Below are 14,905 nucleotides of genomic sequence, written 5' to 3'. Positions count from 1 at the left end.
AGATATGACCCCCGCAGCTCATATCGCGCTTCGCAACGTCTCGGTAAGGTTTCCGGTGCTGTCGTTCCGCGACCGCTCGCTGCGCAGCCGGTTCGTCAACGCGATGACACTGCGGCGGACCACGGCGACCCCGCACATCGTCTCCGCGTTGAATGACGTCAACCTCGACATCCGTGCCGGCGATCGCGTCGCCATCATCGGCGCCAATGGCGCCGGCAAGACCACGCTGCTGCGGGTGCTCGCCGGCATCTACCATCCGACGTCGGGCAGCGTGGACGTGCTGGGCCGCTGTCTGCCGCTGTTCGATCTCTCGGCCGGATTCGACGAGGAAGCGACCGGCTACGAGAACATCATGCGGCGTGGCCTCGTGATCGGCGCACGGCGCTCCGAGATCGACGCCAAGCGGGGGAGATCGCCGCATTCACCGAACTGGGCGACCGGCTCGACCTGCCGCTGCGCACCTATTCCAGCGGCATGATGCTGCGCCTGATCTTTGCAGTCGCAACCGCCGTCGAGGGCGAGATCGTGCTGCTCGACGAATGGATCGGCGTCGGCGACCAGCAGTTCCGCAAGAAGGCGCGGCAGCGGCTCGACGAGATCGTTGTACGCGCCGGCATTCTGGTGCTCGCCTCGCACGACATCGAGTTGATCAAGAGCACCTGCAACCGCGCGATCCTGCTGGAGGAGGGGTGGATTGTGGCCGCCGGCGCGACCGATGAAATTCTCGGCCAATATCTCGGCGGCGCGAAGGCGTAGCTGGTCCGGTCGGGGTTGCCTAAACCTGTGATCCCCTATATTGCTCCGCCCTCGTTGGGGCCACGTGGCGGAGTGGTTACGCGCCGGTCTGCAAAACCGTTTACTCGGGTTCGAGTCCCGACGTGGCCTCCATCTCAACCTCCTGATATTTCAGCAATATTCGATCGTATCGCGGCTGCCATCGGCCCGCGCGGGCGATGCGTGCTGGCCGCGCACACCGGGTTTGCCTGGGGCCCGGCGGAAACCCGCCATTCAGCCCGCTGGCATAGTCTTCGCATCTGCGAAGTGATGCATCCCAACGATCGAGCGCTGGAGAGCACGTGAGCGAAACCGTCCGATTTGTCCCGAAATCCGAGCTGGAGCGGGCCCGCCTCATCCGCGAGGCCCGTGCGATCTATGACAGCATCTTTCCGCCGGCCGCACCCGACCAGGCGCCGCAGGACGGCGGAGAGCGGGTCAAGACCTGATCGCGATCACGCTGGATTTTCACCGCGTAGCTGCCATAGCAAAACGCCCGCGGAGCGCGGGCGCGTCGGCTCACGGTGAAATTGGCTTCAGCAGGCCGCGTACCAGCCGTCCGGGAAAGGCACCAAGGGCCAGGCGCCCTCATTGTCATTGGCGGCTTTGGGCTTCGCGGAGGCGTTGGGCTTCGCGTAATACGTCCACGAGCGCGGCACGAGATCCTCCCCCGGCACGAACGCCAGATCTTCATGGACCATGGCGTCCTGGACGGCATCCAGCAGCAAGTTGAATTCGGCTTCGCTCATCACACCCTCCGGACCGCGGATGGCGCAATATCGCAAAGCCGGTTTGTTTCCCGGTTGAGCCGATCGATCGCATTTTAACGATCCGCCAATCGGGTCCCGATTGGTTAGCGATTGATGAAATCGCGTTGGGAAACTTAGGTTCCTGCCGGGGTGCCCGCACTGTGAAGGATGTCACATCTTTCGCTGTTTATTTCTCCTACCCCTTTGCACACCGGCCAATACAGGCCGGTCGGGCAAAGCAGACGGGAGACTGGTCATGAAGGCGCGGTTCTTGCGATTTGCGGGCGTGAAAAGCCGGGCGCGCCGGGCCTCGACGGTCGGGCTGTTCCTGACGCTGTTTGCCTCCGCCGCCCATGCGCAGCAGGGAACACCCGAGCAGCGCCGGGCCTGTACCCCCGACGTCTACCGGCTCTGCGCCGGCGAAATCCCCAACGTCCGCGCCATCACGGCCTGCCTGCGCCGTAACAGGCCAAGCTTGAGTGAGGCTTGCCGCATCGTGTTCGATCAGGCCGGCGGCTGACATACCGGCCCTGTGGGTTTGTGCGCAGCAAGTGGCTCGCGCGGGCAGGCGAATCCGGCATAGTCGTCCTGTGGATACACCTGTGGGTATGCTGCGGACAGGCTGGGGACGGCGGGGGATGTGCTTCGGATGTCGGCCGCAGATGCGTCCTTTGATTGTCATATCTCTGTCAAATGACCTCACCGCATGATTCGCTGATCGTGCAGATCGCGGCGTCACGCAAGATCATGTGGTTTCCCCGAATTCGCAATTGCGCGCTACAGCGTCCCGCATTCACGAACACTTTTTGAGCAGCTGCCTGCCCAAATGGCGGGCTCCCTCCATCCAATTTTTTGTACGCCCGCGGACAAGCTTTCCGGTCCGCTCTCCTCCTAGGCTCGCTTCCGCGATCTGGAACATGGCCATTGCCATGACAATTCGAAGGAGCTGGAGATGGAGAGACCCGTATTGCCCCAGGCGCGGGGGAACGCACGTGCATCGCTGTCTTGGCACAAGGCCGCGCTCGGCGCCGCGGTCACTTTCGGCGCGCTGGCAGCCGCGCCCCTGAGCGCGCAGGCTGCGGCGCCTGCGGCCTGCGCCGCGCTCCAGGACAAATATCCGGACTGGAAGGGCAAGACCCTCGTCAACGCCATCAACCCGCACACGCCGGGCTATGAGACCATCGATCCGAAGGATCCGAGCAAGTATATCGGCTTCGACATCGATCTCGGCGAAGCCATCGGCGAATGCCTCGGCTTCAAGTTGACCTACAAGCCGGTGACGTTCGCGGCGCTCCTGACGACGCTGGCCGCGGGACAAGCCGACATCGTGATTTCCGACATCTACGCCACCAAGGAGCGCGCCAAGGCCGCCGACTTCATCACCTATTCGAAAGTGTTCGACGGCGTGCTGGTCGCCAAGGGCAATCCGAAGGGCATCAACGGCATCAACATGTCGATGTGCGGCGCCGCTGCCGCTGAAAACACCGGCTATGTCGAGGTGCCGCTGATCCAGACGCTGATGCCTGAGTGCAAGAAGGCCGGCAAGGCCGAGCCGACCGTCCAGCTCTACGACAACAACGCCAACTGCATCCAGGCGATCCTCGCCGGTCGTGCCGACACCTATGTCAACGACGTCAACACCGTCGACAGCGCGGTGAAGGCCTATCCGGACAAGCTGGAGAAGGCGACCGCGGTGACGATCCCGTATTCGGTCGGCATCGCCGTCCCGAAGGACAAGCCTAAATTCCGCGACGCCGTGCTCGCAGCCCTGATCGAGGTGCAGAAGGCCGGCACGCATATGGAGCTTCTGAAGAAGCATGGGCTCGACGTGAACAACTTCAAGGAGCCTGACATTCTGACGGCCGACTGATGTCGCTATTCCTCCATTACCTGAGCATGCCGTATCTGCTCGAGGGCATCGAGCTCACCCTCGAGGTGACTGCCCTCGGGCTCGGCGGCGGATTGATCCTTGGATTGATCCTCGCCGGCATGCAGCTCTCCCGCTTCTGGCTGCTGGCGGCGATCGCCAGGGCCTACACCGTGATCTTCCGCGGCACGCCGCTGATCCTGCAAATGGTGTTCGCCTACGACGCGTTGCCGCATATCGGGATCAAGCTGCCGGCGGTGCTGGCCGCCGGCCTTGCGCTGGCCTGCAACGAGGCGCCGTTCATCGCCGAGATGCTGCGCGCCGGCGTGCTCGGTGTCGACCGCGGGCAGGTGACGGCCGGCCAGGCGCTCGGCATGACGCCGCGGATCCTGATGTGGCGGGTGATCGCGCCCCAGGCGATCCGCACCATGATCCCGGCCTTCGGCAACGAGGCCGTGAGTGCGCTGAAGAATTCGTCGCTCGCCTCCGTGGTCGCGGTCCAGGAGCTGACCCTGCGCTCGACCCAGCTTGCGTCCTCGACCTTCGACTTCTTCTCGATCTTCTTCGCCTCGGGCCTGCTATACCTGGTGCTGACCTTTGCCATCAGCATCATCCAGCTTTTCGTCGAATGGTTGCTCGATCTCGATCGTACCAAGGGCCGCCAGCGCAGGCTCGCCGATTACCTGCCCTGGCGTCGCGTCGACCTCGCCACCAAGCTCGAACTTGCCGCAGCGATCGTCGACGTCCAAGTGCCTGCACAGGCTGAGCTCACCGACACGCCACCGCTGGCCTTGACCCGCGAGGAACGCACCCGGCGCGCGGCGACGATTTCACGCAACAACATCGCGGTCGAGACCAAGGACCTCACCAAGAGCTACGGCGGGCAAAAGGTGCTTGCCGGCCTCGATCTCACCGTACGCGTCGGCGAGGTCGTCGCGCTGCTCGGGCCCAGCGGCTCCGGCAAGAGCACGCTGCTCCGCTGCATCAATCATCTCGAAAGCTGGGACGGAGGCACGGTGCGTGTCGGCGGCCGCCGCCTCGGTTTTGGCGACGACGGCAAGCTGCTGCCGCCCCGCGCGATCGCCAATGAGCGGGCAAGCGTGGGCGTCGGCATGGTGTTCCAGCAGTTCAATTTGTTTGCCCATCTCTCGGCCAAGGAGAACATCGCCGGGCCCTTGCGCTGGGTGCACGGCATGACCCGCATTGATGCCGATCGCCGCGCCGCCGAGCTGCTCGAGCGGGTCGGGCTGTCGCACCGCGCCGACGCGCTGCCGCGGCATCTCTCCGGCGGCCAGCAGCAGCGCGTCGCGATCGCCCGAGCGCTCGCCCCGAACCCCAGCGTGCTGCTCCTGGACGAGCCGACCTCGGCGCTCGATCCCGAGCTCGTCAGCGAGGTGCTGGAGGTGATCCGGCGGCTCGCCGTCGATGACGGCCTCACCATGATCATCTCGACGCACCAGATCCGCTTCGCCGACGAGGTCGCCGACCGCGTCGCGTTCCTGAGCGGCGGCACGATCATCGAGGAGGGGCCCGCGCACGAGGTGCTCTCCAACCCCCGCAATCCGCTGACCGCGCGTTTCCTCAGCGTGATGGAAGCCGACAAAACTCCGGAGGTGGTGCGATGAGAGCCGCACCCACACCGTTCAAGACCGCGTTTCCAGAAGAGGCCACCTCATGAAGCATGTCACGCTGCCGGTTTCGCCGAAGACCGTCCACTGGGGCTATTTCTCCAAGAAGGTCGCGCCGGCCCTGACCCTGCGCTCGGGGGATCGCGCCACCATCGAGACGCTGACCCATCACGCCAATGATGACTACGAGCGCATGATCCAGGGTGATCCCGGCGCCGAGAGCGTGTTCCAATGGACGCGCGAGCACAAGGCCGTCGGGCGGCGCGGTTCGGGCCCGACCGAAGGCCCGTTCATCCGCGGAGCAGGCGAGGGGATCGGCGTGCATCTCCTCACCGGTCCGGTCGCGATCGAAGGCGCCGAACCCGGCGACATCCTCGAAGTGCGCATCCTCGATATCCGGCCGCGGCCGAGCTGCAGCGCCTGTCATGCCGGGCGCTGCTTCGGCTCCAACATCGCCGCCAATTGGGGCTTTCACTATCACGATCTGATCGAGGAGCCGAAGCCGCGCGAGGTCGTCACCATCTTCGAGCTCGACACGTCAGGCGAGCCCTGCGCCAAAGCGGTCTACAACTACGTCTGGACGCCCCAGACCGACCCCGACGGCATCGTGCATCCGACCATCGATTATCCCGGCGTGCGCGTCGATCACGCCACCATCAAGAAGCGCGAGAACATCCTCACAAGCGTCAGGGTGCCGGCACGGCTGCATTTTGGCACCATGGGGCTCGCGCCGTCGGAGGCCGATTTCGTCAGCTCGATCCCGCCGAGCTATACCGGCGGCAACATCGACGACTGGCGCATCGGCAAGGGGGCGCGGATGTTCTATCCGGTCGCGATCCCCGGCGCCTATTTCTCGGTCGGCGATCCCCACGCCGCGCAAGGCGACAGCGAGCTTGGCGGCACCGCGATCGAAACCTCGCTGACCGGCGATTTCGAGTTCGTCCTGCACAAGAAGGCCGATCTCGCCGGCACCAGCCTCGAAGGTCTCGATCATCCGATGCTGGAGACCGATCAGGCGTGGTCGTTCTACGGCTTCACCTATCCGAACTACCTCGCCGCGCTCGGCGCCGACGCACAGACCGAGATTGCCAACCACTCGAGTCTCGACCGTGCGATGCGCGATGCGTTCCGCAAGCTCAGGAGGTTCCTGATGACCGTGCACGGTTTGAGCGAGGACGAGGCGATTTCGCTGCTATCGGTCGGCGCCGATTTCGGCGTCACCCAGGTGGTCGATGCCAATTGGGGAGTTCACGGCACGATCCGCAAAAACATCTTTCGGTGCGACTGATGGGCCGTAGCCCGGATGGAGCGCAACGCAATCCGGGTTTGTCACGCCGGACTCAAAAGGCCCCCGGATTACGCTTCGCTCCATCCAGGCTACACATCGTGCTCGACGTTGACATCGCGCTCCAACACTTTGAAGAACAGCTCATTTCCAGGATGAGGACGTGACAAAAGACCGTCATTTGCGGCCCCTCGCTGCGACGGATGACCACGTTCGTCTGGCACAGAGGTTGCTTCGATCCACTGCAATCTGGGTCGATCCGATGAGCTTCCGTCCTTTCACGAGCGAGTCCTACGCTCAAGACGACCGCCCCGAAGCCTGGCGGGACGTGCTCGCCGCGGTCGGCCTGCAGCCGGCGGCAGGCCATTGCTTCCTGGATGGGCACGCAACGGCGTCACATCGCCACGCCGCAGGCGTTGCGCTGACGCGCATGGCGGCCGGCGCCCAGACCATCGGTCCGCGTCCGCAGGCCAACGAAGACCTGCCGATTGCGCTGATGCCGGTCGAGGACGGCATGGTGCTCAAGAGCGCCGCCGGCCATCGCATCGTTCCGGTGGGCCATCTCGTGCTGCTGCCGCGGAGCGGGGACTGGAGCATCGTATTCCAGCGCGACATGCGCGCCGTCGTGCTGTCGGTGACCTCGGAGGCGCTGCACGGCCGCCTCTCGGGCAGGCCGCGGCTCGGCGAACCCAGGGTCGTTCCGCCCAGCGGCTTTGCCGATGTCTTCGCGCGCTTGATGGACGCGACCGCGCGCACGCTCGACACGCTGAGCGATGCCGAATGGAATGCGGTCACGCAGTCGCTCGTCGATCTGCTGCTGACACTCGCCCATCAATTGGCGGCTTCGACGTCCGACGCCGGATCGAGCGCGACGCAGTCGGCACTCCTGCACCGGATCTGCCAGACCATCGAACGCCGCCTCGACGATCCCGGACTGGTGCCGGCGCGCGTCGCGCAGGCCGAAGGGATTTCCGAGCGCTATCTGCAAAAGCTGTTCGAGACGGTCGGCGACAACTTTACTCATTACGTTCGCGAGCGGCGGCTGCAGCGCGCCTGGGCCGATCTGTCCAATCCGTCCGAGGCGCATCGCTCAATCTCGGAGATCGCCTACGCCTATGGGTTTGGCGATTCCGCGCATTTCAGCCGCGCCTTCCGCCATCGCTTCGGGCTGCCGCCGCGCGAGTTTCGCCAGCAGGAAGCGGAGCGGGCGACGACCCAGCAGGGGATAGCCGGTCAGCGCGGCTGGCCGCAGGATGCGCTGGCGCAGCTTCGCGTGCACCCGGCGAGCGCCGAGGCGCGCGGCAATCTCGCCCGAACCGACATCGACGAGCCGAGAACGGCCGAACGCAAGCATCATCATCTTCCGATCGAAGCCCACCGTGTTCATTGGGGATATTTCAGTCGCGCGTTACAGCCGCAGCTCGAGATCAATTCGGGTGATACGATCACGATCGAAACGCTAACGCAGCATGCCTCCGATGATCCTGAGCTGATGATCGCGGGCGATACCGCCGCCGAAAGTGTATTCGGTTGGACCAAGGCGAGGAAGAACGTGGATCGCCGCGGCGCGGGTCCGATGGATGCCAGCATATTCGGGCGCGGCGCCGGCGAAGGCTTTGGCGTGCACATCTGCACGGGGCCCGTGTCGGTGAAGGACGCCCAGCCCGGCGACGTGCTGGAAGTCCGGATCCTCGACATCGTACCGCGCACAAGTCGTCATCCGAAACATTCAGGGCGCGTGTTCGGCTCCTCGGTCGCGGCCTGGTGGGGCTATCATTACGACGAATTTCTTTCAGGACCGAAGCCGCGCGAGGTCGTGACGATCTACGAAATCCTGGACGATACCGATGCGCCGCATGCCCGCGCGCTGTATTCCTACCGCTGGGAGCCGCAGACCGACCCGTTTGGCGTGGTGCACGCCACCTACGACTATCCCGGCGTTCCGGTCTTGCCCGGCACCGTGAAGCGCCGCCACGCCGTGCTCGACGGCATCCGCATTCCCTTGCGCCCGCATTTCGGCGTGATCGCGGTGGCGCCGCGCGAGGTCGATTTCATCGACTCCGTGCCGCCGTCCTATTTCGGCGGCAATCTCGACAATTGGCGCTTGGGGAAGGGGGCGACCGTCTATCTTCCGGTCTCCGTTCCCGGCGCATTGTTATCGGTCGGCGATCCCCATGCCACGCAAGGCGACGGCGAATTGAGCGGCACCGCGATTGAATGCTCGATGACCGGAACCTTCGAGGTGATCCTGCACAAGAAGGCCGACCTCTCCGGCCAACCCTTCGCCGATCTCTCTTATCCCCTGATCGAAACCGAATCTGATTGGGTCCTGACCGGATTCAGCCATCCCAACTACCTCGCCGAGTTCGGCGCTCAGGGCCAGAGCGAGGTTTACGCAAAGTCCTCGCTCGATCTCGCCATGAAAGATGCGTTTCGCAAGATGCGACGCTTCCTGATGAACGTGAAGGGGTTGAGCGAGGACGAGGCGATCGCGCTGATGTCGGCCGCCGTCGACTTCGGCGTCACGCAGGTGGTCGACGGCAATTGGGGCGTGCACGCGATCATCAGCAAGCGCCTGTTTCTGGACGCGCCTTAAACCGAAGGATACTCCAGTGAAATTCCACATGATCAGCGGCGGACCCAAGCCGGTCGCGCCCTTCAGCCACGCGGTGGAGACCGACGGTTTTGTCTTTGTCACCGGCCAGATGCCGGACACGCCGCAAATCCCGGGCGTGCTGCCGGAGGGCATCGTGGCGCAGACGAGGGCGGTGATGGAGAATTTGAAGGTGGTGTTGGCGGGCCTCGATCTCGGTTTCGAGCACGTCGTGATGACACGCATCTATCTCACGCGTTTCAAGGAAGACTACACCGCGATGAACGAGACTTATCGCGCGTTCTTTCCGCCCGACCGCCTGCCGGCCCGCACCTGCGTCGGTGTCACCGGGCTTGCCTACGACGCGCTGATCGAGATCGACCTGGTCTGCCGCCGGCCGTGAGGAGATGATCCGTAGCCCGGATGGAGCGAAGCGCAATCCGGGATTCGTTTAACGGATACAGGGTCCCGGGTTTAGGGTGGCGGCCACCCGGGGGCAAACCCGTGGGGTTGCCCCCCGGGGAAACACCCCAACCACCGGGGTGTTTGCCCCGCCTTCGTCTTTTTTTTTTCTTTTCCTTTTCGGGGGCCCCCCAGCCCCCCCCCCCCCCCCCGGGGCTACAAGCCCTTGCGTTGCCCGACGGGCAAAACACCCAAACGACGGGTCAATCCGCTCGCGCGAAAAGATTCTACTTTACCGAAATTCGACTTTGGCGTATTCAGTCGCCACCTCATCCCTGTCAGCGGGGCGTATCGCGATCGTCACGAACGCGGGGTGAGCTGCGGTGGACGCTAGTCACATCGGCGCGAAGGGCTTTGCAGGGCGGGCAACCGTGAGCGAAGGCGTCGCGCACACGACCGGTGCTATTAGCGTACGGCAAAACCGTGTCGTCCTGACGCCCGGGGTCTGTGCGTCAAGTCTTGTGGTGATGTCGCTGCCCGACCGGGCACGCAGCATCAGCCATCCGCAAGGCGACGGGGGCAATAGTGCATCGCTCCCCGGGGAGAGCTCGGCATAAGCCGTCAAACCACTGCGCAGGGAAGGCCGTGTGTTGGGCTTCACCTGTATGCCGCTGTGCAGCCTCTTGTAGCGCAACCTTCGCACAGTGGACCGTGGGTGCCAGCCGGCACCCGGTCTTCCCTGCGCCCTCTGACGAGGAGGGTGTACGAAACAAAGCAAAGCTCGGGCGAGCCAAGCCGCGAGGGCGCGAAGCTGTGTCTGCGACAAGAATCATATTCGCGCGGTGCCGGGCGCCCGCCCCGGAGACAACAAACCCCGCGATCTATGAATGCCGGTTCATTGCTGCGGAGAATTCGAATCGATAAGAATTGGCTCGCTGCGCGTCTCGCGTCGTGCAGAGAGCCGGAGGCGGATCGATCGCGTCTTGCACCTTTCGATTGCGCCTCCGACGAATCCTTCGAGGCAACGCCATTGGTTGCCGCGGCGCCTGCGCCGATCGACGTCAGGCACCGAAAGCCCGTTTCGATCGGGGGAATTTCATATGAAGTATTTTCTGTCTGCACTGATCGCGGTCGGTCTATCGATTGCCGCCGCGCCTTCGTACGCGGCTGACGCCCGCAACGTCACTGTCGTCAACGAGACCGGCTATGCCATCAAATTCCTGGGCTTCAACGCTCCGGACGATGGCATGGACGAATGGGACAACGAGCTGGACAAGGTTTTGCAGAACCAGGCGAGCACCTATGTCGAGTTCGACGATGACGACGAAGGATGCGTCTGGAACGTCCGCGTCGACTGGCAGAACTATGACGAGACCGTGCTCTGGAAGAACGTCAACCTCTGCAAGTTCACGGCACTCCGGCTGCGCTACGATTCCGGCACCAAGACCACTTCGTTCGTCGCCGAGTAACTTGACCTGAGGCCAGGCGGAGGAGGGGCCGCGTGCCCTTCCTCGCCGCAATGTGCCACATAGCGAATTCGTCCTTTGCAAGCGCAAGCGGCTTTGTTATACGCAGCCGCGCGCGAACGACAGGTTCGCCCTTTTCCTCGGTAGCTCAGCGGTAGAGCATCCGACTGTTAATCGGATGGTCGCTGGTTCGAATCCAGCCCGGGGAGCCAAATTCCGCTTCATTTTCAGCAACTTGGGCCCAGACTCTGATCTGGCGTGCGATCTCGTTGCGGCAGATCCTCAATTAGATGTGTACCGTCGCGAGCCGGCATCCTCCCTGGTGACGCCAAAACGACTCAATTGAAATCGAGCTTCCAGAGGCCGGTCCTTTACGGAGCTGATTCCCATGCGAGACATCCAGGTCGACCGTTTCCCGCTGGCCCCCTCCATTCTGCCGGCGGACATCCCCGAACTCAGCGACGACGAATGCCTCGCCTGTCTGGCGCGGGCGGTCGAGACCCACGATTCGGCACGGCTGGACGAAGTCGCCGCATTGATCGGCCGCCTCGCGGTCACGATCGAATAGGCGGCTCACCCTCGACGTTGCGAGTTGCGGAAGGGCCCGGTTTGCGGGCCAAAGCCATGTTGCGTTTTCGCAGGGCCTGTTCCAAAGATGCCGCCAACTTTCGTCCGCGGCATCGTCCGCCTTGCAGGGTCCGCAAATGTCCGTTTTCTCGACGGCGCGCCTAAAAATGGTCGATGGCCAGGTGCGCACCAGTGACGTCACCGACCGTCGTGTTCTCGACGCCATGCTCACGGTTCCGCGCGAGGCTTTCGTGCCCGCCAGCCGGCAGGCATTGGCGTATCTCGACCTCGATCTCGACGTCAGCGAGGGAGGCGCCAAGCGGTTCCTGATCAAGCCGCAGCTGACCGGCAAGCTGCTCCAGGCCGCCGAGATCGGCGAGGATGACGACGTGCTGGTCGTCGGCTGCGCCACGGGCTATCTCGCTGCGCTGACCGCCAAGCTCGCGCGCAAAGTCATCGCGACGGAATGCGATTCGGGCCTGGCGGCAAAGGCCAACGACGCCTTCGCCGCCCTCGGGTTGGCCAACGTGGCCTGCAAGGCCGCGGCCTGCACCGAGGGTGATGCCGCCGCAGGTCCCTATGATGTGATCGTCCTCAACGGCGCCACCGAGGTAACCCCGGCAGGGCTGCTCGGGCAGCTCAAGGAGGGGGGGCGCCTGGTGGGGGTCTCGGCCGAATCCAGGCCGCCGCGAGCCATGATCGTGACCCATACCCACGGCGAATTCGGCCATCGGGCGCTGTTCGATGCCGCAGCCCCGGTCCTTCCGGGGCTGGAACGGGCCGCCGCCTTCGTCTTCTGACGGCTTTGGCCCGTTAAAATCCCGTTCTGAATCAGAAGTGTGGCCGGGATGCTGCACGTGAAGAGTTTCCACCGAGAACACCCCTCAGGTAGTTCCGTCGCGCTTGACCGCGTCCTATGTTGCGGCGGGGCAACGACTCCACTCGTAGACGGTAACCCAGCTCGCGGGCACGAGCCGGGCGTTAGAATGAACGGAATTTTTGGATGCATGGGGTGAAGCTCTTCACCGGAGCAGCGGTTTCGGTCCTGCTGCTGGCGCTTGCCGCGCCGACGCCTGCCTTGGCGGATACGATCGAGGCTGCGCTGGTGCGCGCTTATCAGAACAATCCGCAGCTCAACGCGCAGCGCGCCCAGGTGCGCTCGACTGACGAGAACGTGCCGCAAGCTCTGTCGGGCTATCGCCCCAAGGTCGGGATCAACCTCAGCACCGGCTATCAATATCAGGATATTCAGCAGACGCAGAAGGCTGTGCCGATCCATAGCGACCCGCCCCTTCAGCCCAATAGCGCCAGCCTGACCATCAACCAGACGCTCTATAACGGCAATCAGACCGCCAACAGGACGCGCGTGGCGGAAAGCCAGGTCTCGGGATCCCGCGAGGCGTTGCGTGTGCTCGAGCAGACGGTCCTGCTGCAGGCTGCGACCAGCTACATGGATTATCTTCGTGACTCCGCCACACTCGAAGTTCAGCGCAGCAATGTGCGCGTCCTCGAACAGACGCTCAAGCAAACGCGCGATCGGTTCAATGTCGGCGAGGTGACGCGCACGGACGTGGCGCAATCCGAAGCGCAGCTCGCGGCAGGCAGGACCCAGGCCCTGACGGCCGAATCGAATCTCACGACGACGCGTGCCAATTTCCGCCGGATCATCGGCAACGAGCCGACGAACCTTGCGCCGGGCTCGCCGGTCGATCGTTTCCTGCCCGGGACGCTCGCCTCCGCCGTCGGTCTCAGCCTGGTGGAGAACCCCAACGTCACGGCATCGATGTTCGGCATCGACGTCAATTATCTCCAGGTCAAGATCAACGAAGGCGCGCTGCTGCCGACCCTCACGGTTCAGGCTGGCATCACCCAGTCGTACCAGCAGACCCTGACGGTCTTCCGAACGACGACCGCTTCCGCCATCGCGACCGCCTCGGTGCCGATCTATCAGGGCGGCGCTGAATATGCGCTGATCCGCCAATCGAAAGAGAACTTGGCGCAGCAGCGCCTGAATCTTGAAACCACACGCGATCAGACCCGCGCCAACGTCGTGCAGGCCTGGGGCCAGTTGGAAGCCGGCAAGGCGCAGGTGCAGTCTGCGCAGGCGCAGGTTACGGCCTCCGAGATCGCGCTGAACGGTGTGCGCGAGGAAGCCAAGGCCGGCCAGCGCACCACGCTGGACGTGCTCAACGCGCAGCAGGCGCTGGTCAACGCGCGCGTGGCGCTCGTCACTGCCCAGCATGACCGCGTGGTGGCGTCCTATTCGGTGCTCAACGCGGTCGGTCGTCTCGCGCCGCAAGTCCTCGGCCTCAACACCACTGTCTACGATCCCAGCGTGCACTACCATCAGGTCCGCGACAGCTGGGCCGGCGTACGCACGCCAGACGGACGCTAGAGTCCCGTAATCATCCGGTCGGCCTCGCAAATAGCCGAAGCCGACCGGTGCTTTGCTTGCAATCAGCAAAATCCCTGACATAGCCTTGCCAAGAAGATGCGGGTCGATTCGCTCTGCATCCGATGCCGTGTGCGTAAAGCATGAGTGCCGAGGGCAGGGGCGCACCGCTGCACGTTGAGCTGTCATCTGGGGACAAGTCGGGCTGCCGTGACGAAAATGTCGGGCCACCCATCCGGAACCGGCCAATCCTGTCGTGCTTGGTGTAAAACAACGCATGCGAGGGCGTTGATGATGTGGAGTCGGAGATGACGCAGCCTGCAAAGGTCACAGAACCCTCGATGGAGGAGATTCTGGCCTCGATCCGGCGCATCATTGCCGACGATGAGGCCAAGCCGCCGCCGGCGGATGCCGCTAAGCCCGAGAAAGCTGCCGCCCCCGCCGCGTCACCGAAGCCGCAGGCGATCAACGATATTCCGCCATCCAAGGTCGCGCCGCCCAAACCGGCCGCCGAAAAGCCGGCACCGGCTCCGGCCGCAAAGCCGGCAGCGCCGCCGGCCGCCGCACCCGAGGTGGATGCATCCAACAATCAGGACGATATCGACGCGCTGCTGGCGGGGCTCGACGCAGCCACGCCCGCGCCGGAAATCCGTGCTCCCGAGCCGGAGCCCGAACCTGAGCCCGACGTGCTGGAATTGACCGACGATATGGCGCTGGCGATGGAGCCGACGCCGCCTCCGCCGCCGCCGAGCTTCCGCAAGGTCGAGCCGCGCGACGATCTCGAATTCGCCGAATCGCCGGCGCCGCGTCCGACGCCGGCATCCTATGCGCCCGTGGACTTCGATGCGCCGCCGCTGCCGCCCCAACAGCCGATGCTGGCGCAATCGACGGTCTCCGCGGTCGAATCCGCCTTCAATTCCCTGGCCCACACGGTGCTCAGCAGCAATGCGCGAACTCTGGAGGATCTGGTCAAGGAGATGCTGCGTCCGATGCTGAAATCCTGGCTGGACGACAATTTGCCGGGCCTGGTCGAACGCATCGTGAAGGCCGAAATCGAGCGGGTATCGCGCGGCGGCAGGTAGATCGGGCCGCAGAGCCCTCATAAAGCCCTGCTTGTGGGTCATATTCTGTTTCCCGACCGGACCGGAAAGCCCTGTTGCCGCCTGGCTTTCCGTTGACTTG

General features: G+C 64.1%; 13 protein-coding genes, 2 tRNA genes and 1 pseudogene. 15 read left to right on the top strand and 1 reads right to left on the bottom strand.

All coding sequences use genetic code 11. The features are described 5' to 3' along the window. Positions 1-4 precede the first annotated feature (4 nt). From AC0L23_RS00725 to AC0L23_RS00715, 3 genes and pseudogenes are all read left to right on the top strand, one after another. Positions 5-756 (top strand): annotated as a pseudogene (locus AC0L23_RS00725) (ABC transporter ATP-binding protein). Between the two features lie 58 nt (positions 757-814). Beyond that, positions 815-888: transfer RNA gene (locus AC0L23_RS00720), tRNA-Cys, on the top strand. 188 nt (positions 889-1,076) lie between these two features. Further along, positions 1,077-1,223 carry a hypothetical protein gene (locus tag AC0L23_RS00715; RefSeq protein WP_018457804.1) on the top strand — a complete coding sequence of 49 codons (147 nt, stop codon included), beginning with the start codon at positions 1,077-1,079 and terminating at the stop codon, positions 1,221-1,223. Between the two features lie 87 nt (positions 1,224-1,310). Here AC0L23_RS00715 and AC0L23_RS00710 read toward each other — a convergent pair whose 3' ends face one another. After that, positions 1,311-1,523 (bottom strand): hypothetical protein, encoded by a 213-nt coding sequence (locus AC0L23_RS00710; RefSeq protein ID WP_018457805.1) that lies wholly within the window; start codon positions 1,521-1,523, stop codon positions 1,311-1,313. 256 nt (positions 1,524-1,779) lie between these two features. Between AC0L23_RS00710 and AC0L23_RS00705 the strand changes: the two genes are divergently transcribed. The 12 genes from AC0L23_RS00705 to AC0L23_RS00650 all read left to right on the top strand — a co-directional run bounded on the left by AC0L23_RS00705 (position 1,780) and on the right by AC0L23_RS00650 (position 14,805). Beyond that, positions 1,780-2,043 carry a hypothetical protein gene (locus tag AC0L23_RS00705; protein WP_018457806.1) on the top strand — a complete coding sequence of 88 codons (264 nt, stop codon included), beginning with the start codon at positions 1,780-1,782 and terminating at the stop codon, positions 2,041-2,043. A 432-nt stretch (positions 2,044-2,475) separates the two neighbouring features. Further along, positions 2,476-3,393, top strand: coding sequence for an ABC transporter substrate-binding protein (locus AC0L23_RS00700; RefSeq protein WP_026233444.1), 918 nt, complete (start codon positions 2,476-2,478; stop codon positions 3,391-3,393). Continuing rightward, complete coding sequence (locus tag AC0L23_RS00695) at positions 3,393-5,015, top strand: amino acid ABC transporter permease/ATP-binding protein (protein ID WP_018457808.1); 1,623 nt, start codon at positions 3,393-3,395, stop codon at positions 5,013-5,015. The genes AC0L23_RS00700 and AC0L23_RS00695 overlap by 1 nt, the downstream gene beginning before the upstream one ends. Positions 5,016-5,064: 49 nt before the next feature. Beyond that, positions 5,065-6,306, top strand: a complete 1,242-nt coding sequence (locus AC0L23_RS00690; protein WP_018457809.1) for an acetamidase/formamidase family protein — start codon at positions 5,065-5,067, stop codon at positions 6,304-6,306. 259 nt (positions 6,307-6,565) lie between these two features. Beyond that, positions 6,566-8,899, top strand: coding sequence for an acetamidase/formamidase family protein (locus AC0L23_RS00685; RefSeq protein ID WP_018457810.1), 2,334 nt, complete (start codon positions 6,566-6,568; stop codon positions 8,897-8,899). Between the two features lie 16 nt (positions 8,900-8,915). After that, positions 8,916-9,299, top strand: a complete 384-nt coding sequence (locus tag AC0L23_RS00680; protein ID WP_026233445.1) for a RidA family protein — start codon at positions 8,916-8,918, stop codon at positions 9,297-9,299. A 1,099-nt stretch (positions 9,300-10,398) separates the two neighbouring features. Further along, entirely contained in the window at positions 10,399-10,767 is a 369-nt protein-coding gene (locus AC0L23_RS00675; protein ID WP_085349822.1) for a hypothetical protein, read from the top strand. A 134-nt stretch (positions 10,768-10,901) separates the two neighbouring features. Continuing rightward, positions 10,902-10,976, top strand: a tRNA-Asn gene (locus tag AC0L23_RS00670). Between the two features lie 176 nt (positions 10,977-11,152). Beyond that, on the top strand, positions 11,153-11,332 hold the full coding sequence (locus tag AC0L23_RS00665; protein WP_026233446.1) for a hypothetical protein: 180 nt from the start codon (positions 11,153-11,155) through the stop codon (positions 11,330-11,332). 136 nt (positions 11,333-11,468) lie between these two features. Beyond that, positions 11,469-12,131, top strand: a complete 663-nt coding sequence (locus AC0L23_RS00660) for a protein-L-isoaspartate O-methyltransferase family protein (RefSeq protein WP_018457814.1) — start codon at positions 11,469-11,471, stop codon at positions 12,129-12,131. Between the two features lie 203 nt (positions 12,132-12,334). Further along, positions 12,335-13,726: a TolC family outer membrane protein gene (locus tag AC0L23_RS00655; protein ID WP_018457815.1), complete on the top strand. Its 1,392-nt coding sequence runs from the start codon at positions 12,335-12,337 to the stop codon at positions 13,724-13,726. A gap of 305 nt (positions 13,727-14,031) precedes the next feature. Beyond that, complete coding sequence (locus AC0L23_RS00650; RefSeq protein ID WP_085385239.1) at positions 14,032-14,805, top strand: PopZ family protein; 774 nt, start codon at positions 14,032-14,034, stop codon at positions 14,803-14,805. The last annotated feature ends 100 nt before the right edge of the window (positions 14,806-14,905 follow it).

Source organism: Bradyrhizobium sp. MI1.4, assembly GCF_055811315.1.
This window is presented reverse-complemented; position numbering and strand designations above follow the sequence as displayed.

Excerpts from the sequence above, each read along its gene's own strand:
- AC0L23_RS00710 (WP_018457805.1), bottom strand. The coding sequence starts at position 1,523 with ATGAGCGAAGCCGAATTCAACTTGCTGCTGGATGCCGTCCAGGACGCC.
- AC0L23_RS00705 (WP_018457806.1), top strand. The coding sequence starts at position 1,780 with ATGAAGGCGCGGTTCTTGCGATTTGCGGGCGTGAAAAGCCGGGCGCGC.
- AC0L23_RS00700 (WP_026233444.1), top strand. The coding sequence starts at position 2,476 with ATGGAGAGACCCGTATTGCCCCAGGCGCGGGGGAACGCACGTGCATCG.
- AC0L23_RS00695 (WP_018457808.1), top strand. The coding sequence starts at position 3,393 with ATGTCGCTATTCCTCCATTACCTGAGCATGCCGTATCTGCTCGAGGGC.
- AC0L23_RS00690 (WP_018457809.1), top strand. The coding sequence starts at position 5,065 with ATGAAGCATGTCACGCTGCCGGTTTCGCCGAAGACCGTCCACTGGGGC.
- AC0L23_RS00685 (WP_018457810.1), top strand. The coding sequence starts at position 6,566 with ATGAGCTTCCGTCCTTTCACGAGCGAGTCCTACGCTCAAGACGACCGC.
- AC0L23_RS00675 (WP_085349822.1), top strand. The coding sequence starts at position 10,399 with ATGAAGTATTTTCTGTCTGCACTGATCGCGGTCGGTCTATCGATTGCC.
- AC0L23_RS00665 (WP_026233446.1), top strand. The coding sequence starts at position 11,153 with ATGCGAGACATCCAGGTCGACCGTTTCCCGCTGGCCCCCTCCATTCTG.
- AC0L23_RS00660 (WP_018457814.1), top strand. The coding sequence starts at position 11,469 with ATGTCCGTTTTCTCGACGGCGCGCCTAAAAATGGTCGATGGCCAGGTG.
- AC0L23_RS00655 (WP_018457815.1), top strand. The coding sequence starts at position 12,335 with ATGCATGGGGTGAAGCTCTTCACCGGAGCAGCGGTTTCGGTCCTGCTG.
- AC0L23_RS00650 (WP_085385239.1), top strand. The coding sequence starts at position 14,032 with ATGACGCAGCCTGCAAAGGTCACAGAACCCTCGATGGAGGAGATTCTG.